Source organism: Halobacillus sp. ABA4_118, from assembly GCF_056160205.1.
Genome location: NZ_JBSWWS010000001.1, coordinates 1226562 through 1245577 on the forward strand (window position 1 = coordinate 1226562; position 19016 = coordinate 1245577).

The 19016-nt window shown below is 47.5% G+C and carries 21 protein-coding genes; 10 read left to right on the plus strand and 11 right to left on the minus strand.

Annotation, left to right across the window (positions count from 1 at the left end):
• Window positions 1-54: 54 nt before the first annotated feature.
• From ACXAGL_RS06015 to ACXAGL_RS06045, 7 genes are all read right to left on the minus strand, one after another.
• Window positions 55-1383: an MATE family efflux transporter gene (locus tag ACXAGL_RS06015; RefSeq protein ID WP_474990361.1), complete on the minus strand. Its 1329-nt coding sequence runs from the start codon at window positions 1381-1383 to the stop codon at window positions 55-57.
• A gap of 60 nt (window positions 1384-1443) precedes the next feature.
• Window positions 1444-2283 (minus strand): MerR family transcriptional regulator, encoded by an 840-nt coding sequence (locus ACXAGL_RS06020; protein WP_474990363.1) that lies wholly within the window; start codon window positions 2281-2283, stop codon window positions 1444-1446.
• Window positions 2284-2412: 129 nt separating this feature from the next.
• A complete protein-coding gene (locus ACXAGL_RS06025) occupies window positions 2413-3966 on the minus strand; it encodes a fatty acid--CoA ligase (protein ID WP_474969942.1) in 1554 nt (517 codons plus the stop codon).
• 73 nt (window positions 3967-4039) lie between these two features.
• Window positions 4040-4807 carry a 3-hydroxyacyl-CoA dehydrogenase gene (locus ACXAGL_RS06030; protein WP_474969943.1) on the minus strand — a complete coding sequence of 256 codons (768 nt, stop codon included), beginning with the start codon at window positions 4805-4807 and terminating at the stop codon, window positions 4040-4042.
• Window positions 4804-5949 (minus strand): thiolase family protein, encoded by a 1146-nt coding sequence (locus ACXAGL_RS06035; RefSeq protein ID WP_474990365.1) that lies wholly within the window; start codon window positions 5947-5949, stop codon window positions 4804-4806. Before ACXAGL_RS06035 ends, ACXAGL_RS06030 begins: the two co-directional genes overlap by 4 nt.
• Complete coding sequence (locus ACXAGL_RS06040) at window positions 5942-7105, minus strand: acyl-CoA dehydrogenase family protein (RefSeq protein ID WP_474990367.1); 1164 nt, start codon at window positions 7103-7105, stop codon at window positions 5942-5944. Before ACXAGL_RS06040 ends, ACXAGL_RS06035 begins: the two co-directional genes overlap by 8 nt.
• A gap of 142 nt (window positions 7106-7247) precedes the next feature.
• Window positions 7248-7988: a Cof-type HAD-IIB family hydrolase gene (locus ACXAGL_RS06045; protein ID WP_474969946.1), complete on the minus strand. Its 741-nt coding sequence runs from the start codon at window positions 7986-7988 to the stop codon at window positions 7248-7250.
• Window positions 7989-8127: 139 nt separating this feature from the next.
• Between ACXAGL_RS06045 and ACXAGL_RS06050 the strand changes: the two genes are divergently transcribed.
• A complete protein-coding gene (locus ACXAGL_RS06050; RefSeq protein ID WP_474969947.1) occupies window positions 8128-8511 on the plus strand; it encodes a DUF302 domain-containing protein in 384 nt (127 codons plus the stop codon).
• A 33-nt stretch (window positions 8512-8544) separates the two neighbouring features.
• Here ACXAGL_RS06050 and ACXAGL_RS06055 read toward each other — a convergent pair whose 3' ends face one another.
• Complete coding sequence (locus tag ACXAGL_RS06055) at window positions 8545-9258, minus strand: DUF421 domain-containing protein (RefSeq protein ID WP_474990369.1); 714 nt, start codon at window positions 9256-9258, stop codon at window positions 8545-8547.
• A gap of 144 nt (window positions 9259-9402) precedes the next feature.
• On the opposite strand from ACXAGL_RS06055, the gene ACXAGL_RS06060 reads away from it, so the two are divergent.
• The 7 genes from ACXAGL_RS06060 (at window position 9403) to ACXAGL_RS06090 (ending at window position 13423) form a co-directional block, all read left to right on the plus strand.
• The gene (locus tag ACXAGL_RS06060; protein WP_474969949.1) at window positions 9403-9660 is read left to right on the plus strand and encodes a metal-sensitive transcriptional regulator; all 258 of its coding nucleotides are present in this window, start codon (window positions 9403-9405) and stop codon (window positions 9658-9660) included.
• Window positions 9661-9683: 23 nt separating this feature from the next.
• On the plus strand, window positions 9684-10193 hold the full coding sequence (locus tag ACXAGL_RS06065) for a DsrE/DsrF/DrsH-like family protein (protein WP_474990371.1): 510 nt from the start codon (window positions 9684-9686) through the stop codon (window positions 10191-10193).
• A gap of 17 nt (window positions 10194-10210) precedes the next feature.
• Complete coding sequence (locus ACXAGL_RS06070; protein ID WP_474969951.1) at window positions 10211-10507, plus strand: rhodanese-like domain-containing protein; 297 nt, start codon at window positions 10211-10213, stop codon at window positions 10505-10507.
• A 34-nt stretch (window positions 10508-10541) separates the two neighbouring features.
• Window positions 10542-11111 carry a sulfurtransferase TusA family protein gene (locus ACXAGL_RS06075; protein ID WP_474990373.1) on the plus strand — a complete coding sequence of 190 codons (570 nt, stop codon included), beginning with the start codon at window positions 10542-10544 and terminating at the stop codon, window positions 11109-11111.
• A 36-nt stretch (window positions 11112-11147) separates the two neighbouring features.
• Window positions 11148-12278 carry an MBL fold metallo-hydrolase gene (locus tag ACXAGL_RS06080; RefSeq protein ID WP_474990375.1) on the plus strand — a complete coding sequence of 377 codons (1131 nt, stop codon included), beginning with the start codon at window positions 11148-11150 and terminating at the stop codon, window positions 12276-12278.
• A gap of 65 nt (window positions 12279-12343) precedes the next feature.
• On the plus strand, window positions 12344-12574 hold the full coding sequence (locus tag ACXAGL_RS06085; RefSeq protein ID WP_474990377.1) for a sulfurtransferase TusA family protein: 231 nt from the start codon (window positions 12344-12346) through the stop codon (window positions 12572-12574).
• Window positions 12575-12646: 72 nt separating this feature from the next.
• Window positions 12647-13423, plus strand: coding sequence for a sulfite exporter TauE/SafE family protein (locus ACXAGL_RS06090; RefSeq protein WP_474990379.1), 777 nt, complete (start codon window positions 12647-12649; stop codon window positions 13421-13423).
• A 416-nt stretch (window positions 13424-13839) separates the two neighbouring features.
• On the opposite strand, the gene ACXAGL_RS06095 is transcribed toward ACXAGL_RS06090, so the two are convergent.
• Entirely contained in the window at window positions 13840-15750 is a 1911-nt protein-coding gene (locus tag ACXAGL_RS06095; protein WP_474990381.1) for an LTA synthase family protein, read from the minus strand.
• A 284-nt stretch (window positions 15751-16034) separates the two neighbouring features.
• On the opposite strand from ACXAGL_RS06095, the gene ACXAGL_RS06100 reads away from it, so the two are divergent.
• Together ACXAGL_RS06100 and ACXAGL_RS06105 are read left to right on the plus strand one after the other, a co-directional pair.
• On the plus strand, window positions 16035-16610 hold the full coding sequence (locus ACXAGL_RS06100) for a biotin transporter BioY (RefSeq protein ID WP_474990383.1): 576 nt from the start codon (window positions 16035-16037) through the stop codon (window positions 16608-16610).
• A 41-nt stretch (window positions 16611-16651) separates the two neighbouring features.
• Window positions 16652-16909, plus strand: coding sequence for a DNA alkylation repair protein (locus tag ACXAGL_RS06105; protein WP_474969957.1), 258 nt, complete (start codon window positions 16652-16654; stop codon window positions 16907-16909).
• Window positions 16910-16915: 6 nt separating this feature from the next.
• On the opposite strand, the gene ACXAGL_RS06110 is transcribed toward ACXAGL_RS06105, so the two are convergent.
• Both ACXAGL_RS06110 and ACXAGL_RS06115 read right to left on the minus strand, forming a co-directional pair.
• Window positions 16916-18295 (minus strand): hypothetical protein, encoded by a 1380-nt coding sequence (locus tag ACXAGL_RS06110; protein WP_474990385.1) that lies wholly within the window; start codon window positions 18293-18295, stop codon window positions 16916-16918.
• The gene (locus ACXAGL_RS06115) at window positions 18292-18981 is read right to left on the minus strand and encodes an ABC transporter ATP-binding protein (RefSeq protein ID WP_474990387.1); all 690 of its coding nucleotides are present in this window, start codon (window positions 18979-18981) and stop codon (window positions 18292-18294) included. The genes ACXAGL_RS06110 and ACXAGL_RS06115 overlap by 4 nt, the downstream gene beginning before the upstream one ends.
• Window positions 18982-19016 lie beyond the last annotated feature (35 nt).

Here is a 19016-nt window from a genome sequence, read left to right on the forward strand (position 1 = left end):
ATTCTCCTTTTCCCAACCTTCCCGTAAGCCTCAGGTGTCTTCATGACTTATAATTCAAGCTTTTAACACCTGTTTCCGGGTTATGACAGCAAGCAGAACAGCGACGAACATTTCCGCAAGAGGCAGAGACAGCCATACCCCTGCAGCTCCAAACCAATTTGGAAGCAGCCATAAAAGCGGAAGGATGAATACAAAGCTCCGCAGAACAATAATCGTTGTCGAAGGGCGGATCTGACCTACGGACTGGAAATAGGTCATATAAACGAAGTTGAAGCCTAAAAACAAGTAACCGGTAAAGAACAGCCGGATGCCGTTCACCGCAAGATCCGTGACATCTTCGGACTCCACTCCAAACAAGGAAACAAGAGGACGGGCAGCTAAAACTCCTATGATTAGCAGCACGATGCCGAGACCTGCAGCTGTCCGTTCACCTATCCTCACTGAATCCTTGATGGCAGCCTTGCTCCCAGCTCCATGGTAATAACTGATCATCGGCTGGAGGGCCGATTCAATACCGAAAAAGGATAAGAACATAAAGCCGTGCAGGTAATTCACTACTGAAAAAGCGGCGACGCCTTCCGTTCCAAGTAACTCCCCGATCGCTATATTATATCCAGCGACAAATACAAGCGTCCCCGCCTCTGCAAGAAAGCTCGGAAAACCGATGGTCATAACTTCTCCAAGAAGCTTCCATGACCATAGAAAAACCGGTTTTCGCAGATAAGTATTTTCCTTGAAAAAGTGAAGCAGCAGCACAACCAGACCTGCCACACTGGCAAGCACGGTCGCCAGTGCCGCTCCAAACACCCCTTTTTCCAAAATGAAAATCATATAATAGTTCAAACCAATGTTCACGATGGCAGTTACCCCAAGCGCCACCATAGAGAGGGTAGGACTTCCATCGTTCCGGACGAAGATACTGAGGAGCTGCTGAAGGGCAATCAACCACCCCAGCAGAAATAAAACCGTTAAATAGTCCACGGTAGGAGCGAACGTATCCGCATTGGCCCCGAGCCAATAAGCGATTGGCTCAATGAAAAAGTATCCGGCTGTTCCGATTACAGCCAGTATAACGAGAGAAGACGCAGTGGAAAGCGAAAAGACACTCCGCGCTTTGTCAGGCTCTCCACGGCCGATATGCATGGAATAAATCGTCCCTCCTCCGATTCCGATCCAGAGGGAAATGGAGAAGATCAATGAGAAAACCGGCATAGCAAGATTGACACCAGCCAGTCCTTCTTCGCCTACACCGCGTCCTACGAATATGCCATCGATCAGGATGTTGATCGACATCAGCATCATCCCGAACAACGCCGGGAAGAAATATTGAAAGAATACCTGTCTTACTGGTTTGGTTCTCAACGTCTCATGTGTTCCACTCATCTTTATGACCTCCTGCATCTGTTTGCAAGAGAAAGTATAAACCTTAAAGTGACTTTAAGGTCAATCCTTTTCTGTTACAGGAATTTGAATCCAAGTAACATAGGCAGATGAATCGTTGGTTACCGATTCATCAAGAACCGCCACTTCCAGAGGTGTCCCTGATATCTGCCTTCCATCCTCCTTCAAGTGATCCAGCATCACGGCATAACTGTCTTTAATCGTCTCATAAGGCCCCCGGTGGGGGTAGCAGGCATATGTCCCTTCAGGAAGGCTGGGACTCGCCGGTGTTTCCTTGTCTTTTGCTAAAAATATGAACACAGCGAAATATTTCGCAGGTCCTTCTCCATGAAGACTGTCCATGTCGACCATCGTCCCCATATCCCCTGTGAAAAATCCATCATAACCGCCTCCAGCAGATGCGAGTTCTTCCAGATCCTGAAGAAAAATGGCGTCTGATGCTACAAAAAGATCCACCGGTTGATCATTATACAAATACGTAATCGGGCGCTCAGGAAAATAACGATAGACGAAAGAAGGCGACCGGCGGAGCGCAAGCCCCTCATCAATGGTCTCAATTTTGCTTTGAATCATTGCGGAAACCTTCTTCAGCCTTACCATTTCGTTATCGATTTCCCTTTGTTTGCTCTCCAGCAGCTCTTTTGTATTTTCAGCTGTCCGGTTTGCCAGCTGGTGGTGGATATCATCGATGGAAAAGCCGTTCTTCTTTAGAAATATGATCGTATCCAATACGACAAACTGTTCAAAGTTATAATAGCGGTATTGTGTTTCCGGATCCACATACCCCGGACGAAACAGCCCGATTTGATCGTAATACCTTAACGTAGAAGCAGAAATCTGAAATAACCGGGACATTTCCCCGATACGAAAGCGCCGCTTCATAAGTATCCCTCCTCCCTTTCATCTCTCCCCCCTATCCTATATCATATCCTAAACCGATCGCACGGGTCTCTGGGCTGGATTTTTCCATTAGAAAAGGGTGCCTTGATCAGGGGCACCCTTTTCTTTCTGCTATTCTGTTACCTTTTCCACGGTTTCCCTCAGTTTGAATTTTTGAAGCTTCCCACTGGCATTCCGCGGCAGTTCGTCCACAAATTCATAGCGTCTCGGCCTTTTATAGCGGGCCAGCTGCCCACTTGAAATACAAAATTCATCGAGCTCCTTCTCCGATAATCCGGGGTCTTTTCTGACGATATAAGCGGCGACCCGCTCTCCCCAAAGCTGATCCGGCTCACCGATAACAGCGGCATCCAGGACACCCGGATGTGCGAATAAGCAGTCCTCCACTTCCCGCGAGTAGATGTTCTCCCCGCCGGATAGAATCATATCCTTCACCCGGTCACTCACCCACAAATAGCCGTCTTCATCAAAGGAGCCGATGTCCCCGGTGTGGTACCAGCCTTTATACAACGCTTCCTTCGTCGCTTCCGGGTTGTTGTAGTATTCCTTCATCATACTCGGCCCCCTCACGATAATTTCCCCGAGTTCCTGAGGCTTACAAATTTCATTGGGCTCCGCAGGACCGTGTTCATTCGTCCGTACGACCCGTATGTCATGATGGAAAATCGGCCTTCCCGCCGATCCGGCTTTCTCGATCTGCTCGTGGTCGAACAACGCCGTAATCGCCGGTCCCATTTCAGTCATCCCGTACGCCTGGACCAGTTCCACCCCGAGCACTTCATGCAGTCTTAAAGTAAGCGCTGGAGCCATTGGTGCGCCGCCATACAGCCCTTGACGCAGTGTTGAAAAGTCCTCATGGGAGAAGTCTTCCTGCAGCAGCATATTCCACATTGTCGGTGCAGCGAAGAACGTTGTAATCTGTTCCTCTCTTACGGTCTTGATCACTGCCGGGGCATCAAAATGATGGAGAAGAACATTGGATGCACCAATCATAACTCGTGGGAAAAAGGCACAGTGCAGTTCCGCGCAGTGGAAGATAGGTGCCGCGGTCAGCCCTCTGTCTTCTTCCTGCAGACGCATGGAAGCCGCTATAATGAGCGCCTGGTCCACCATATCCCTGTGGGTATGAATGACTCCTTTCGGCAGACCGGTCGTCCCTGATGTATACATGATTGCGTAAGGGTCATCCTCCTGGACCTCACAGACAGGGGGGCGCTCCAGGACTTGTTCCATACGATCGTAATAATGAGAGGCAAAAGAAAAGGCTTCATCAATCGACCAGAACTCCACTCCCGGCATCCCACCAGCCACTTTTTCCACTTGAGGGGCCGTCGCTTTTTCAAACAGGACAACTTTCGGACCGGCATCCTGCAAAATAAAGCGGATCTCTTTTTCTGTAAGTCGGAAGTTGATCGGGTTGAATACAGCACCGATTTTCATGCAGGCAAACAAAACCGTGGCGAATTCTGCTGTGTTGTACAGGACGGTTGATACTTTATCCCCCTTCTCCACACCGGAAGCAGAAAGCGCTGCGGCTGTCCTGTCCACTTCATCCTCCCACTCCTTGAACGTCCACCGCACTCCAAGCCGAACATCTACAAGGCCTTCTTTATCCGGATACTTCGCAGCAGTCTGCTCAAACATGCTCTTTAATGTTGGTCCCATTTTCATCGACTCCTTTTCGTTTTTACCAGTGGCTTTTCTGCCGGTTCAACAGGAAATCCAGGACACGGAAGGATTATTTCGGCTGCATCCGTATGGCTCCGTCCAGGCGGATCACCTCCCCATTCAACATAGAATTTTCTATGATGCTTACAACCAGATTGGCAAATTCATAAGGTTTTCCCAGCCGCTTCGGAAATGGTGTCATTTGACCAAGAGCTTCTCTTGCTTGTTCCGGAAGACGGTCAAACATCGGCGTTTCAAAAAGTCCGGGTGCAATGGCCATCACACGGATACCCCAGCGGGCCAGCTCTCTGGAAACTGGAAGCGTCAGCCCGGCTACGCCTGCTTTTGAGGCACTGTAGGCCGCCTGACCAATCTGGCCTTCAAAAGCAGCGACAGAAGAAGTATTGATGATGACGCCTCGTTCCCCGTCCTCAACAGCTTCATTATTCTGCATAACTTCAGCAGACAGGCGGATAACATTAAAGGTGCCTGTCAAATTGACCTGGATCACCCTTTGGAACGAATCCAGCGAGTGGGGTCCCTCTCTGCCTGTTACTTTTTCAGCCGTGACAATACCGGCACAGTTGATAACCGCCTGAATGCCCCCAAACACATCCACACCCTTCTCTAAAGCCTGTTGGACTTCTGTCTCAGATGTTACATCCGTCTGGATAAAAAGCGACCGGCTCCCAAGTTCGCGGGCAAGAGCCTTTCCGTTCTCTTCATTCTGATCGACCATCACGACACAGCCGCCCTGCCGGATGATCTTCCGGGCAGCGGCCTCTCCAAGGCCAGAAGCTCCGCCTGTGATGAACGCTGTCACACCTGAGACATTCATGAGTGTCCTCCCACTCTTTCCACCACTGTGGCATTAGCCATGCCGTGTCCTTCACACACAGCGAGCAGTCCGTAACGCTTCTCCGTCCGTTCTAATTCGTGAACCAAGCTGGTCATCAATTTGGCTCCGGTAGCCCCGAGCGGGTGGCCTAAAGCGATCGCTCCACCGTTCCTATTCAATTTCTGATGAGATACTCCGGTCTCTTTCATCCAGAACATAGGGACGGGCGCAAAGGCTTCATTCACCTCAAACACATCCACATCCTCTATTCTCAAGCCGGCTTTTTTCAACACCTGCCAGGTTGCTGGAACCGGCCCCGTCAACATGAGCGTTGGATCTGATCCCACCACTGCACGGGCAAGGACTTTTGCTTTTGGAGTCAGTCCGAACTGTTCCGCTTTATCTTTCGACATCAACAGGATAGCTGCCGCGCCGTCACTAATTTGGCTGGCATTCCCTGCTGTAATGCAGCCGCCTTCCTGAAAAGCCGGCGTCAGGGTGGATAAAGTTTCCACAGATGTACCTGGTCTGGGTCCCTCATCCACTTCAACCCGTCCAGCCTCTGTTTCCACAGCCATGATCTCCTTATGAAAATGCCCTGCCTGGATGGCTGCCAAAGCCCGGTGATGGCTTTCTGCTGCATAAGCATCCAGCTCTTCCCTCGTAAGCTTCCATTGTTCGGCGATTCTTTCCGCTGATACCCCTTGATTGATCATGTCAAAGCGCTCCGTCAGCATCTCGTTGAAGGAAACGCCTTTCATGTTTGAAAACATCGGGACGCGGGACATGCTTTCAACACCACAGGCAATGACAACATCCATGTCACCGGATGCAATCGCCTGTGCACCGAAATGAACGGCCTGCTGGCTGGAGCCGCACTGACGGTCAAGGGTTACCCCTGGAACTTCAACAGGAAATCCGGCCGTTAAGGCTGCAATTCTGGCAATGTCACCGGCCTGCTCCCCCACCTGTGACACACAACCTGCAATCACATCCTCCACGGTTCCCTTTGGAATACCAGCTCTTTCTACGACCTCATTCAAAACGCCGGCCAGTAGCAGATCCGGGCGGATAGAACTTAGCACGCCATTCCTTTTCCCTACAGGCGTTCGAACCGCTTCAACAATTACGACTTCATTCATGCTTTGATCCTCCCAATCCCATCTTCTTCGCAATAATGGTTTTCATGATTTCATTGGAACCTGCATAGACAGCCGTTACAGGGGCATCACGAAACCTCCTGGCAATCTCATACTCTTCCATATATCCATAGCCGCCGTGGAGCTGCATGCACTCCAGGGCTGTCTTTTTCACGAGTTCTGTCGTCCACCATTTGGACATCGATACTTCCTTTACAACGTCTTCTCCCTGCATATGAGCTTCAATCGTCCGGTTCAGGAAAGTGCGGCCGATTTCAATTTCTGTATGAAGCTCAGCCAGTTTGAACTGAGTATTTTGAAACGAAGCGATGGACCTTCCGAAAGCTTGACGCTGGGTGACGTAATCCACGGTTATTTCCAACATCCGTTCGCAGGCCGCAACAGCTCCGATGCCTACAATCAGCCGCTCCTGCTGCAGCTGATTCATCAAATAATAAAATCCCTCTCCCTCTTTTCCCAGCAGCTGGGAGGAAGGGACGATGGCATCCTCAAAAATTAATTCCGCGGTATCCTGGCTGTGCAGTCCGACTTTTTCAAGTTTCCTTCCCCTTGAAAAACCGTGTGTCCCCCGCTCGACAACGAACAGGCTGATCCCTTTATGCGGCGGGGAAGCATGAGGATCTGTCTTACAGACGACGACAATTAAATCCGCATGAATCGCATTCGTAATAAATGTCTTTTCTCCATTCATGACATACGTATCATTTTTCTTTACTGCTGTTGTACGAATAGCAGCAAGGTCCGACCCCGCTCCCGGTTCCGTCATGGCAACAGCCGTGATCACCTCTCCTGTCACACATTTCGGAAGCCACCTTGCCTTCTGTTCTTCCGTACCATAGGCTTCCAGATAAGGAACGACAATGTCATTGTGAAGGCCGATCCCAATCAAACCGGTTCCTACTTTTTCAAGCTCCTCATTAATGATGACAGAGTAACCGAAATCCGTCTCCATCCCGCCATAGGTTTCACTAAGCCATGGACACAAATAGCCCTGCTCCCCGAGTTTTCTCCAAAAGGACCGGGGCACTTCCCCCTTTTCCTCCCATTCTTTGTAATAGGGGACAGCTTCCTTTTTTAAAAATTTTTTAAAGGAATCCCGGAGCATTTCATGTTCTTCTGTTATGTATCCCGCTTTCATGTCCACCCTCCCCGCCTTTACTAAGCACCTATTTCTCCTCTCTTCCTCGTTTTTCCTGCCCTTAACAGAAAACGCTTACAAAAAATTGTTTTTCTGCATCGAATGACAAAAAAACCAGCCCTTACCGGACTGGTTTTGTTCGTTATTCTATAACTTTTTTAATCGCTGCGGCTACGCCGTCCTCGCTGTTTGATTTCGTTACAAAAGAGGCTTCATCTTTGACAATCTGCTGTGCATTGCCCATCGCTACACCAAGACCCGCTTCCCGGATCATGGCTATATCATTCATGCTGTCGCCGACAGCCATGACATTCTTCATATCAAGATCCAGCCACCGGCACACTTTCAACAGGGCAGCTGCCTTGTTCACGCCTACGGGATTCACCTCAATATTGGTAGGACTTGAATTCGTCACTTCCAACGCATCATTAGCCTGAAGCTCATCCAGGATCACTTGACGGACCTCATCATCTTCGATATCGAAACCGAATTTGAGCCAGTCGTAGTCTTCAATTTCATTATCAAAAGGGTTCTGCGTATTATACAGCCCCTGGACTGTTGATGACCAGAAATAAAGGCCGTGTTCCTGTTTCATTTCCCACAAACGGTTCACATGGCTGTGATCGAGTTTCGTCTGATCCACCAGTTCGTAATCATGATTATAAATCTCTCCACCATTAATGGTGACGATGTACGACGAACGGCCAAGCGCTTCAGAAATATGCCGGCACCGGGAAAGGGAGCGTCCCGTGCTCAGGACCACATGGATCCCCTTCTCCTTCGCCTCTTTCACAGCAGCAGCGTTGGCTTCTGACACCTCTCCTGCGTGATTCACTAACGTACCATCAAGGTCAAGAGCTATTAATTTGATATCTTCTGTCATTCCAGTCACGTCCTCTCTTTATCCACACTCCATTTTAATATAAGGACGGCCCTCTTACAATTCACACCTTTCCAATCCTCCATGATTAACAACATACCACAATGGGTATGGTAAAGAAGAATTCATAAGGAGGGAGAACATGTTTCATTATACGGTTGAAACAGAAAAAAGCGTAGAGCAGGCCGTTGAAAGCCTGGAAGCGAATTTGAAAGAGGAACAGTTCGGTGTCCTATGGAATTTCGACCTGAAGGGAAAATTGAACGAGAAAGGCTTGGATTTTGAGGACGATTTCCGGGTTCTTGAAGTGTGCAATCCAAAAGAAGCCCAGCGTGTCCTGGAACAGAACAAAATGGCTGGATACTTCCTGCCTTGTAAAATGGTTGTTTATAAAGAGCAGCAGCAAACAAGGATCGGGATGCCCAAACCATCCTCCCTTACACAAATGGTGAATGACGACCAAATTCTTGCCATGGCTGAAGATATTGAATCACGTTTGATCCGCTGTATGGACAAATCGATATAAGGGTGAAAAGAGCTGCCTCGTGGCAGCTCTTTTTTAATGGTTAAGCGGAGGCAGATTGTCTGGAGGATTCCCTTTTAACGAGTAATGAAATTCCCCTTCACTTGTTATTGCCCCGAAGAAAACATCTGTTACCTGATGATCTCCAAGCACTGATTCCAGCCACCCACGGTCACGCCCCATCCTCTGGAGGATATCAAGCTGGAGGGTTCCATCAAGAATGACGGGGATATCATACCCCCCTCCCCTTAAAGGCATCTGGAATTCCTCACGTGTGGGCGGTTCTTTTTCAGGCACTAATTTCACAGATAACTGGCCGTTGGCTTCCACGATTCCGAGCTCCACCTGAGTGAGATCGAAAACCTGCTGTTCGCGAAGCATTTGAGTAATGTTATCAATGGAATAGCGGATCTGCTGGAGGTTTTTCTCCACCATTTTCCCTTCATATACGACAATGGTCGGTTCAAATGTCAGCAGTCTGCCCAGCTTCCTGTTTTTCAGCTTCACCGTAACAATGAATTTCTGGAGCAGGGCTATAACAATAATGGCAGCAACCGTATGTATATGATCGATATCAGGATCCGCGATATCTGCGCCAACGACAGAACCTAACACAAGCACGACGAGAAAATCAAAGACCGGCAGTTCCCCGATCGACCGTTTCCCCATGAAAATACCAACCCCGAGCATCAGCGGGAGAATCGTAACAATCCGAAGGACGACAATGAACAGGTCTTTCCACAAATCCATGGATCCTCACCTCCTTTCCTAGCTTCACCCTTCCTTCTCGTCCTATCCATTTATTCAAACGAAGGTGTTGACATTATACCTATAGGGGTATATGATATGTCATGTACTGTTCAACAGCAAACATCTTCACAAGGAGGGGAAAACATGGAATATAATGACGCCATGAAGAACAGAGTCAAGCGTCTCGAAGGCCAGCTGCGTGGTGTATTGAAGATGATGGAAGAAAATAAAGACTGTAAAGATGTCATTACGCAGCTTTCTGCTTCGCGGAGTGCCATTGACCGAGCGATTGGACTTGTGGTAAGTTCCAACCTTGTGGAGTGCATCCAGGAAGCAGATCAACAGGAAGATAAAGAAGCCTCCATTAATGAGGCCGTTCAACTGCTCGTCAAAAGCAGATAAATTTTTAGATTTTAATATACCCTATGGTGTATAAATTCAAGGAGGATATAACATTGTCTGACACAAAAAAGACGAATATCATTTTATTCAGCGGGGATTATGATAAGGCAATGGCTGCCTACATCATTGCCAACGGAGCAGCAGCTTATGATCATGAAGTCACCATTTTCCACACGTTCTGGGGATTGAATGCTTTACGTAAAGATGAACCCATCCAATTGAAAAAAGGGTTTATGGAGAAAATGTTCGGCCGGATGATGCCTAGAGGTGTAAATAAAATGGGCATCTCTAAAATGAACTTTGCCGGATTTGGACCGAAGATGATCAAAGACGTTATGAAAAAGCATAACGTTATGCCGCTGCCGGATTTGATCGACATGGCCCAGGAACAAGATGTGAACCTTGTAGCCTGCACGATGACTATGGACCTTTTAGGTCTGCAGAAAGAAGAACTGTTGGATGACATTCAATATGCCGGTGTAGCCGCCTATCTCGCTGATGCTGAAGACGGCGCTGTAAACCTGTTTATATAATCAAGGAGGAATCAAGAATGAAGACATTGACGGCAAAAGAAGTCGAACAAAAGCTGAATGAAGGAAAAACATTAAATATTGTGGATGTTCGCGAAGATGAAGAAGTCGCTGAAGGTATGATTCCAGGTGCTAAACACATTCCGCTGGGATCCATTGCAGACCGCGCAGATGAACTTGATAAAGAAAAACCTTATCTTATGGTCTGCCGTTCAGGTGGACGCAGCGGGCGTGCCAGCGAGATCCTTGAAGATAAAGGATTTGATATCACGAACATGGAAGGCGGCATGATGAGCTGGGAAGGACCGACGAAATAACCAAGTGACCCTTATGGGTAGAGGAGGAATTGCAATGGAATTGAAAACAGATGCAACACTGGACGCTAAAGGATTAGCCTGCCCGATGCCGATCGTGAAGACGAAAAAATCGATGAAAAACATGGAATCCGGACAGGTACTTGAAGTCCAGGCCACTGATAAAGGATCAACGGCAGATCTGCAGGCATGGACGAAAAGTGCCGGTCACCAGTACCTGGGTACCATTGAAGAAGACGGAATCCTCAAACACTTTGTACGCAAATCAAATGATGAAGAAACAGCAGAGAAAAAGCACCCGGATGTCGTGAACAACGAAGAACTGGATGCTGTTCGCTCAAATCCTGAATCCATCATTGTTGATGTTCGCGAAACAGCAGAATATGCCTTCCATCACATCCCTGAGGCCATTTCTATTCCTTTGGGTGAAATCGACGATCGTGGCGATGAACTCGATCAAAGTAAAACGGTCTATGTCGTGTGCCGCACAGGCAGCCGAAGCGATCTGGCCGCACAAAAGCTTGCCGATAAAGGGTTTCCTGCTGTTTATAACGTAGTTCCCGGGATGAGCGGCTGGAACGGCGAAATGAAATCACTGAACCAATAATTTTTTGACTGAAATAATACCCAAGGGGGTAAGTGTATGACAATGAAAAATATGTCGATCCAAGACATTGCTCATAAAGTCCTGAATAACGAAGAGCTGTTCCTTTTGGATGTCCGCACAGAAGATGCCCATCAGGACTGGAAAATCGAAAGTGAGCATTTTTCTTATTTAAACGTTCCCTATTTTGATTTGCTGGACGGTGTCGATGAAATTATAGGACAGCTGCCAAAAGATCAACCGATTGCTGTCGTTTGTGCCAAAGGTGGTTCTTCACAAATGGTTGCAGAGATGCTTGTTGAAGAAGGAATGACAGATGTTTATTCAGTGGAAGGCGGTATGAAAGCCTGGAGTGAGCATCTCGAGCCAAGGAAAGTCAGTGATCTGAAGGACGGCGGTGAACTGTATCAGTTCGTCCGTCTCGGAAAAGGATGTCTTTCCTATATGGTCACATCCGGAGGCGAAGCAGCCATCATTGATGCAGTAAGAATGACCGAAGCCTACACGGATTTTGCTGAGAAACTCGGAGTAACGATTACGAATGTCTTTGATACCCATCTTCATGCAGACCACATTTCAGGCGGTCGTAAGCTTGCAGAGGAAACAGGAGCTGTTTACTGGCTGCCACCGGAAGATGCCGGTGAAGTTGTCTTCAACTATCAGCCTCTAAGGGATGCCGATCACGTCCAGATCGGTCATTCGAACATTGATATTCATGCGTTGTACTCACCAGGACACACAATCGGATCCACTTCTTTTGTCGTGGACGATACGTTTCTGATGACGGGAGATATTCTATTCATCGATTCCATCGGCCGTCCTGACCTGGCTGGAAAAGCAGAGGACTGGGTAGGGGACCTGCGCGAAACCCTTTATACACGCTATAAGGAACTCTCTAATGAACTCGTCGTCCTCCCCGCCCACTTTATGATGATGAAAGAATTGAACGAAGACGGCACGGTAGCAGAGAAACTTGGAACTCTGTTTTCCCGGAACCACGGCTTGAATATATCCGATGAAGGTGAATTCCGCCGTATGGTTACAGAAAACCTGCCACCACAGCCAAACGCCTATCAACAGATCCGTGAAACGAATATGGGCAGAATCAGCCCTGACCACGAAGAGCAGCGGGAAATGGAGATTGGTCCAAACCGCTGTGCTGTAAGATAAACCATTCTGACATGCGTCCGTCCACTACGGACGCATGCATCAATCAAAATTGAGGAGGAAACAATATGAACGCAGCGAAAGTACTTGATGCAAAAGGTCTGGCATGCCCAATGCCGATTGTAAAAACCAAAAAAGCGATGAAAGACGTTGAAGCCGGTGAAATTCTTGAAATTCACGCCACGGATAAAGGTGCGAAAAGCGATTTGACAGCATGGGCAAAGTCCGGCGGTCATGAACTGCTGAAACATGAAGAAGAAGACGGCTTATTCAAGTTCTGGATTCAAAAAGGCGAGTAAACACACAGATTTACGTATAAAAAATGCAGAGGGAACCAGTACAGGTTCCCTCTTTTTAAGGAGGTCATCTTCATGGAATTTGGATTTATTCTTACGATTTTCCTTATCGGTTTTGTCGGTTCCTATGTATCAGGCATGCTCGGAATTGGCGGATCGATTATAAAATACCCGATGCTGCTTTATATTCCACCTCTTGTCGGTTTTACAGCCTTCACCTCTCATGAAGTTTCCGGGATCAGTGCGGTCCAGGTTTTCTTTGCCACCATCGGCGGTGTGTGGGCCTACCGGAAAGGCGGTTACTTAAATAAGCCGCTGATTATTTATATGGGAATCAGCATTCTGATCGGGAGCTTTATCGGAGGGTACGGGTCGCGTTTCATGCCGGAAGCAGGTATCAACCTTGTTTACGGTATCCTCGCCCTGATTGCTACCGTTATGATGTTCATTCCGAAAAATGGACTGGATGACCAGGAGATGGATGAAGTGACGTTCAACCGTCCGCTGGCCGCCGGGCTTGCCCTGATTGTCGGGATTGGAGCCGGGATCGTCGGTGCTGCCGGAGCTTTCCTGCTTGTACCCATTATGCTTGTCGTATTAAAGATCCCAACAAGAATGACGATTGCTTCTTCTCTGGCGATTACGTTCATTTCTTCCATTGGCGCAACGATTGGAAAAATTACGACCGGCCAGGTGGAATACGCGCCTGCTGCTATTATGATTGTGGCCAGTCTGATTGCGGCCCCTCTCGGAGCAACCGCTGGTAAGAAAGTGAATACAAAGATTCTCCAGACGGTCCTTGCTGTACTGATCCTGGCATCGACGGTTAAGATCTGGATGGACATCTTTTAAAAAGGCTCTGTTATTGCTTGGTGTTATTATTTAACATGTGAGCTCAGATCACCCCTTTCTGTCATGGGATTTGTAGGAGGCGGCGTTGGAGTTCGAGGAAGTTCCCCGCGGAAAACGGACGGTTTTCCCTGCCATCCTATGCTCTGAGTAAATAGCAGACCGGACCCCTAATTCCAGAGGGAGACGATTTAGTACTCGTTTAAAATATCAACAACAGACTTTAACAGTGCTCTTAAAAAAGGACCCTCCCAGGTCCTTTTTCGTTGTTATCTTTACCCGCCCCTCTACCCCCGGAGGATTTCCGGGATGGAGGTCCGTAGCTTCTGGTCCGTTACCGTGAACCTTTCTATATTTGAAAACCTTCTTATGCACTCTGGACATAAAAACCCCTCTGCCTGACAGCAGAGGGGTTTGGTTTATTCTTCGTTTGCTTGGGGTTGTTCATCTTCTGTGACCAATTCCGTTTCGTCCAGATAGCGGAGCAGGTCGCCGTATACGATGGAGTCGGACATCTCCAATTCTTCCTGTGCGGCCGTGAAGCCATCTTCACAGGCAGCTCCATCTTCGACTTCTTCTCCTGTTTCACGATCATAGCATGTGCCTTGAATACCAACGTATTCTTCGTTGGCAAAGTTTCCGTCTCGTGTGATCATCAGTTGACGGCGGTCTTCATCCAACAGATCATGACCGAATTGGACAGGGTTCTCATCTTCAATACCTAAAAGATTCATAAGGGTTGGACGCAGGTCAACTTGTCCACCAACCGTATGATTCTCCTCAGACTCAATGTCTTTTCCGTAGATAAGGAAAGGAACACGTTGAAGCTGGAACTGTTCATACTCATTTATTTCTTTTCCTAAATACTCACCCATCGCTTCCTGGTGATTCTCGGAAATGCCGAAGTGATCTCCATAAATGACGAGGATTGTATTGTCATACAGCTCTGAGTTCTTGAAGTCCTCGACGAATTTTTTCAACGCTTCATCCTGATAGCGGATGGTTTGGAAATAACGGTTCAATGTGCCGCTGCTCGTTTCGCCTTCTTCAATGAGTTTCAACTCTTCAGGAAGTGTGAACGGGTAATGGTTGGTCAGCGTAATCATTTTAGAATAGAACGGCTGATCCATCTCCTGCATTTTGTTCAAGGAATCTTCAAAGAAGTATTCATCAAGGTACCCCCACCCGTGGGACTTTTCTGTCGTTACCTCATAATCTTCCTTGGAGAAGAATTCATCATACCCCAGCGAATCATACATCACGTTTCTGTTCCAGAATGTCTTATCGTTGGCGTGCATGGAATTTGTAAAGTAGCCATTTTCACCAAGTACGCTCGGCATCGCTTTATATTCGTTACCGGAGTGCGTAAAGAATACGGCGCCACGGTTCAGAGGATAAAGGGAGTTCGCCAGTAGAAATTCGGAATCAGACGTCCGTCCTTGTTTAACCTGGTGATAGAAGTTATCAAAGTAGATCCCCTCTTCTTTCAGGTCGTTGAAGTAAGGAGTCAGCTCCTCGCCATGCAGCGTATTATCCACTACAAAGGTCTGTGTACTTTCCAATGAAATGGCAATCACGTTCTTGCCTTCAGCGGCACCTTCCAGTCTGTCGCTGTCTTCTTTCTTGTTTTCGTTCAAATAGTTAATGACCGGGACGAGCTCATTGCTGTCCGCCAGCGTTTTCTTCATTTCGGTCTTCCCTTGAAGAACAATATCATACACATGATAGTTCAATACACCAATGTATTTGACAAGCATGTTGCGGTCAAATGTTCGTTCAAGCAGGTCCGTACGTTCTGTCTCCGCCCATTGAAGGTTTACAATGAACAGGGGAATAGCAACGATGGCCAGAACGATTCCCTCCGGCCGCTTCGGTGTGAACGCCTGGAAGCGGGAAGGTTTGAGATAAAACAACAGAAAGCCTGCAGCAATCACATCAACGAACAACCATAAGTCAGCAGGACTCATAATCGTCGTAATACTTCCCCCGAGGTCAGCCAGGTTGGCTACTTGATTTAACATCGGAATAGTGATGAAATCATTGTATTCACGATAAAACAACACATTCACATAAAGCAGGATGGATCCTAGAATGTAGGCAGCAAACATCCCTCGCCGGCGTCCAAGCAGAATTCCAACTCCGAACAATAGGAATATACTGCTGAGCGGGTTGAAGGCCAGAATATTCGCCTCATTCGCATTCTCGACACCCAATGTGAAAATGTTTGTTTGAATATAATACATTTTCAACCAGAATAGACCGATCACAAATGCATAGACTAGTAGTTTCAGTCCTGTTTTTTTATTTATATATTTATTTCCTGTAAACATTGTAAAACCTCCGTTAATTTTACATTACCCTATTTTAACTCATCTTATTTCATTTTTGTACCATTATGGCGATAGTTTTAAAACTCTGACACATTTATCCTTGGTTTATTACAGGTTTGTCATGGAAAAATGAACCTCTTGGCCTATGACACTTAAAAGTTACTATCTATACATGAATTTTTCATCGTTTGTCATCTCTCTCCTCTTTTTATGTTAACCTATTATAAAATAAGTTTACAAAAGGAGGCTGCTTCATGTCAGACGAAAGCAGAAAGCTATGATTTTTGTTGAATAGTGCGATTTTCGCCGCATTAACGGCCATTATGGCCCAAGTTGAAATCCCTCTTCCCGTTGTACCGATCAGCGGCCAGACACTTGCTGTCGGCTTAACCGCCACGATTCTCGGGAGCCGCCAGGGCGCAGCAGCTATGGTTGGATACATGGCTTTGGGTGCGGTAGGGATGCCTGTATTTGCAGGGTTCAGCGGAGGACCCCAGGTTCTTGCCGGACCGACGGGAGGATACATTTTCGGATTCATACTCAGTGCATTTATAACTGGATATATCCTCGAAAAAACGTCATTCAACTTAGGATGGGCGTTGGCGGCGAATACGGCCGGGATGGTCATCACTCTTCTATGTGGAACCCTGCAGTTAAAATTCGTTCTTGATATCAGCTGGACCGCAGCCCTTGCCACCGGTGCCTATCCTTTTATCGCGGTCGGATTGATCAAGGCGTTTCTTGCCTCCTGGCTGGGCATTACGGTCAGAAATAGACTCGTGGCCGGACAGTTCATTCAGCAATCCGTACCAAAGGAAGCCTCCTCGTTCTATTCCCCGGGAAATAAGGCCGGCTCATAAATGCCGGCCTTTCGGGAACCCTATTCCTGGAGGTGATCGATTTGAATCCTTATTTATGTCCAGGATGCAGAACAAACCGTTCTCGCTTTAACGTCATTGAACAGCAGGCAATGCCGGTCAAGATGGACCCGCAGACTGGAGAAAAAAATCCTTCTTACACTGCAGAAACCATGGATGCCTTTCATCTCGCTTATCAAGGACCAGCCATTAAGGTCCAGTGCGGGGCCTGCGGTCTGATTGAAGATGAAGCCTCTTTCATAGCCTTTGCTGGACACCACCGTATGAATGGAACCCCCTGAATAGAATCAGAGGGTTCTTTTTCGTCGTATATTCAAACGGAACCCTCCCCGGGTGAGAAAGAAGACCATAAGAAGGAGAGCTGAAGGTGGATACACCATAACGGCGGCTGTGAATACATATCCCGCCAATCGATACCACGAAGCTGGATAAAAGGATTCTTCATTCACTTTCCTCATCTCCTCCAACACGCTCCCTTTCAAGTCATACCCCGTCCAACAAGCAATGGCCAATGCCTGGATACACGAAGAAACCAAAGAGAAACCGAGCATCTCCTGAATAACCATCACCGCACATCCATAAATAACAAGCAGGGGGTTCATCCATTTCACATACGTAAGGGCGAGCAGTTCATCCTCAACTGGGATAAATCGAAATACCGTCGGCTGTTTAAAAAAGTTGTGAAAGATACTGGTCGACACTTCAACAAAGATAAAAGCAGCCAGCGGCACCGTTAAAAATCTCATCCAGTCCACCTGGAGTGGAACTGCGACTATAATAAGGACGCCCGCTGTTAGAGCAGACAGCAGATAGTTGTAGGATTCTTTTCCATGGGACAGCCAGATCCGATCATACAACCGCTTAGGATAAAACCTACTGTTTCTCCTTCTCTGGACCGCAGCCGTAAACCGTCTGGGTGGTTTTACAGCGACATTCGTCACTTGATTGACCAGCCACAGGTTCCAAACCTTTGCGTCGTTCCGTTCCGCGATCCTGCCCCAGGAAGGTTCATAATAATAAAAGCAGGCACTGGAAGCTGCGGCAGCCCACACCAGTGTCCCGATAACCAGACCAAGGAAGGATCCTGCTGTATAGCCGGCCGTTATAACCATTCCCCCTGCAGCGGCAAGCACCAGTTTGATATACCACGGTGTGCTGTACATTCTCCATTGAATCCACACCTCAAACAGATGACTGACTCCATATACCATAAGAAATAAAAGTGTAAAGGCTGACGATAGTGGGGTGATAGAACCGGCTGCCAATAGCAAAACGGCTGCCAGAAGGAGGGTTTTCCCTGCCTTCTCCTTGTATAAATATAAAAGAATGTCCCGTCTGGAATGAGGAAGAAGACTGAGGTGAAGTTCTGATGAAGTAAAAGGCAGCGAGGAATCCTTGAAAGCTGCCATACAAGCTCTCACCCACACTGCAAGGGGAAGAAAAGGGAGATACATCAAGGCACGTTTTTCCAATGTTTGAAAAAACGGGGTGAATTCTTTCAACCAATCAAGGCTGATAAAGAGCAATATAACGGCCATGACCCCGGCATAAAGAAATACCACAGGATCATACAACGTCTTAAACGATTTTCGGTACAAATGCATCTTTTTCTGCCGACGACTACGCTGCAGCAGCCGAAAAACCTGCCTGCTCTCCGGCCTGTTCATTTATGCTCCCTTCTTTCCAGCTTCTCAAAAGATTCGACAGGGCCGGAGGAAGACACAGAACCATGTTTCAACATAACGTATGTATCTGCCAGAGCTTTCACTTTGTCCAGCTGGTGAGTGGTCAGAATAATCGTCATGCCCTGTTCTTTTCTGCGAATCAACTCTTCTTCTAAATATTGACCAGCGTATACATCCAGCCCCATAAAAGGTTCGTCAATAAACAAAACAGGAACATCCGGCAGGAGGGCACAAATCGTCTGAACCTTCTGCCTCATTCCTTTGGATAACGCTTCTGGATAGTCATCCTTTTTGTCCGTCATTTCAAAGGCGGCCAAATACCCTTCAACTCTGGCTGCAAAAATATCTTCATCGATGGAGTAGCTCCGCCTGTATAGATCAAAATGCTGCCGGGTCGTTAGTTCACTGAACAGCAGCGGCTCTTCCGGGATATAACTGAATAAACGCTTATAGTTCTTCAAATGGTCATCCATACTTTCCTGCTGAATCATAATCGTCCCTGTCAGCTTCCCTCTCATACCAATCATCGTTTTCATCAACGTCGATTTGCCTGCTCCATTATGACCGACCAGAGCAAGGATTTCTCCGCGTCCGGCCTGGAGACTTACGTGTTGTAAGATCGGATTTCCGGCGATTTCCACTGAACAATTCTCTACACGAAGTACCAAGTATATCCCTCCTCGTATAATGGTTTACGTAATTT

Bases quoted from the DNA above. Each gene is read 5' to 3' on its own strand.
- ACXAGL_RS06015 (WP_474990361.1), bottom strand. From the start codon at position 1,383: ATGAGTGGAACACATGAGACGTTGAGAACCAAACCAGTAAGACAGGTA.
- ACXAGL_RS06020 (WP_474990363.1), bottom strand. From the start codon at position 2,283: ATGAAGCGGCGCTTTCGTATCGGGGAAATGTCCCGGTTATTTCAGATT.
- ACXAGL_RS06025 (WP_474969942.1), bottom strand. From the start codon at position 3,966: ATGGGACCAACATTAAAGAGCATGTTTGAGCAGACTGCTGCGAAGTAT.
- ACXAGL_RS06030 (WP_474969943.1), bottom strand. From the start codon at position 4,807: ATGAATGTCTCAGGTGTGACAGCGTTCATCACAGGCGGAGCTTCTGGC.
- ACXAGL_RS06035 (WP_474990365.1), bottom strand. From the start codon at position 5,949: ATGAATGAAGTCGTAATTGTTGAAGCGGTTCGAACGCCTGTAGGGAAA.
- ACXAGL_RS06040 (WP_474990367.1), bottom strand. From the start codon at position 7,105: ATGAAAGCGGGATACATAACAGAAGAACATGAAATGCTCCGGGATTCC.
- ACXAGL_RS06045 (WP_474969946.1), bottom strand. From the start codon at position 7,988: ATGACAGAAGATATCAAATTAATAGCTCTTGACCTTGATGGTACGTTA.
- ACXAGL_RS06050 (WP_474969947.1), top strand. From the start codon at position 8,128: ATGTTTCATTATACGGTTGAAACAGAAAAAAGCGTAGAGCAGGCCGTT.
- ACXAGL_RS06055 (WP_474990369.1), bottom strand. From the start codon at position 9,258: ATGGATTTGTGGAAAGACCTGTTCATTGTCGTCCTTCGGATTGTTACG.
- ACXAGL_RS06060 (WP_474969949.1), top strand. From the start codon at position 9,403: ATGGAATATAATGACGCCATGAAGAACAGAGTCAAGCGTCTCGAAGGC.
- ACXAGL_RS06065 (WP_474990371.1), top strand. From the start codon at position 9,684: ATGGTGTATAAATTCAAGGAGGATATAACATTGTCTGACACAAAAAAG.
- ACXAGL_RS06070 (WP_474969951.1), top strand. From the start codon at position 10,211: ATGAAGACATTGACGGCAAAAGAAGTCGAACAAAAGCTGAATGAAGGA.
- ACXAGL_RS06075 (WP_474990373.1), top strand. From the start codon at position 10,542: ATGGAATTGAAAACAGATGCAACACTGGACGCTAAAGGATTAGCCTGC.
- ACXAGL_RS06080 (WP_474990375.1), top strand. From the start codon at position 11,148: ATGACAATGAAAAATATGTCGATCCAAGACATTGCTCATAAAGTCCTG.
- ACXAGL_RS06085 (WP_474990377.1), top strand. From the start codon at position 12,344: ATGAACGCAGCGAAAGTACTTGATGCAAAAGGTCTGGCATGCCCAATG.
- ACXAGL_RS06090 (WP_474990379.1), top strand. From the start codon at position 12,647: ATGGAATTTGGATTTATTCTTACGATTTTCCTTATCGGTTTTGTCGGT.
- ACXAGL_RS06095 (WP_474990381.1), bottom strand. From the start codon at position 15,750: ATGTTTACAGGAAATAAATATATAAATAAAAAAACAGGACTGAAACTA.
- ACXAGL_RS06110 (WP_474990385.1), bottom strand. From the start codon at position 18,295: ATGAACAGGCCGGAGAGCAGGCAGGTTTTTCGGCTGCTGCAGCGTAGT.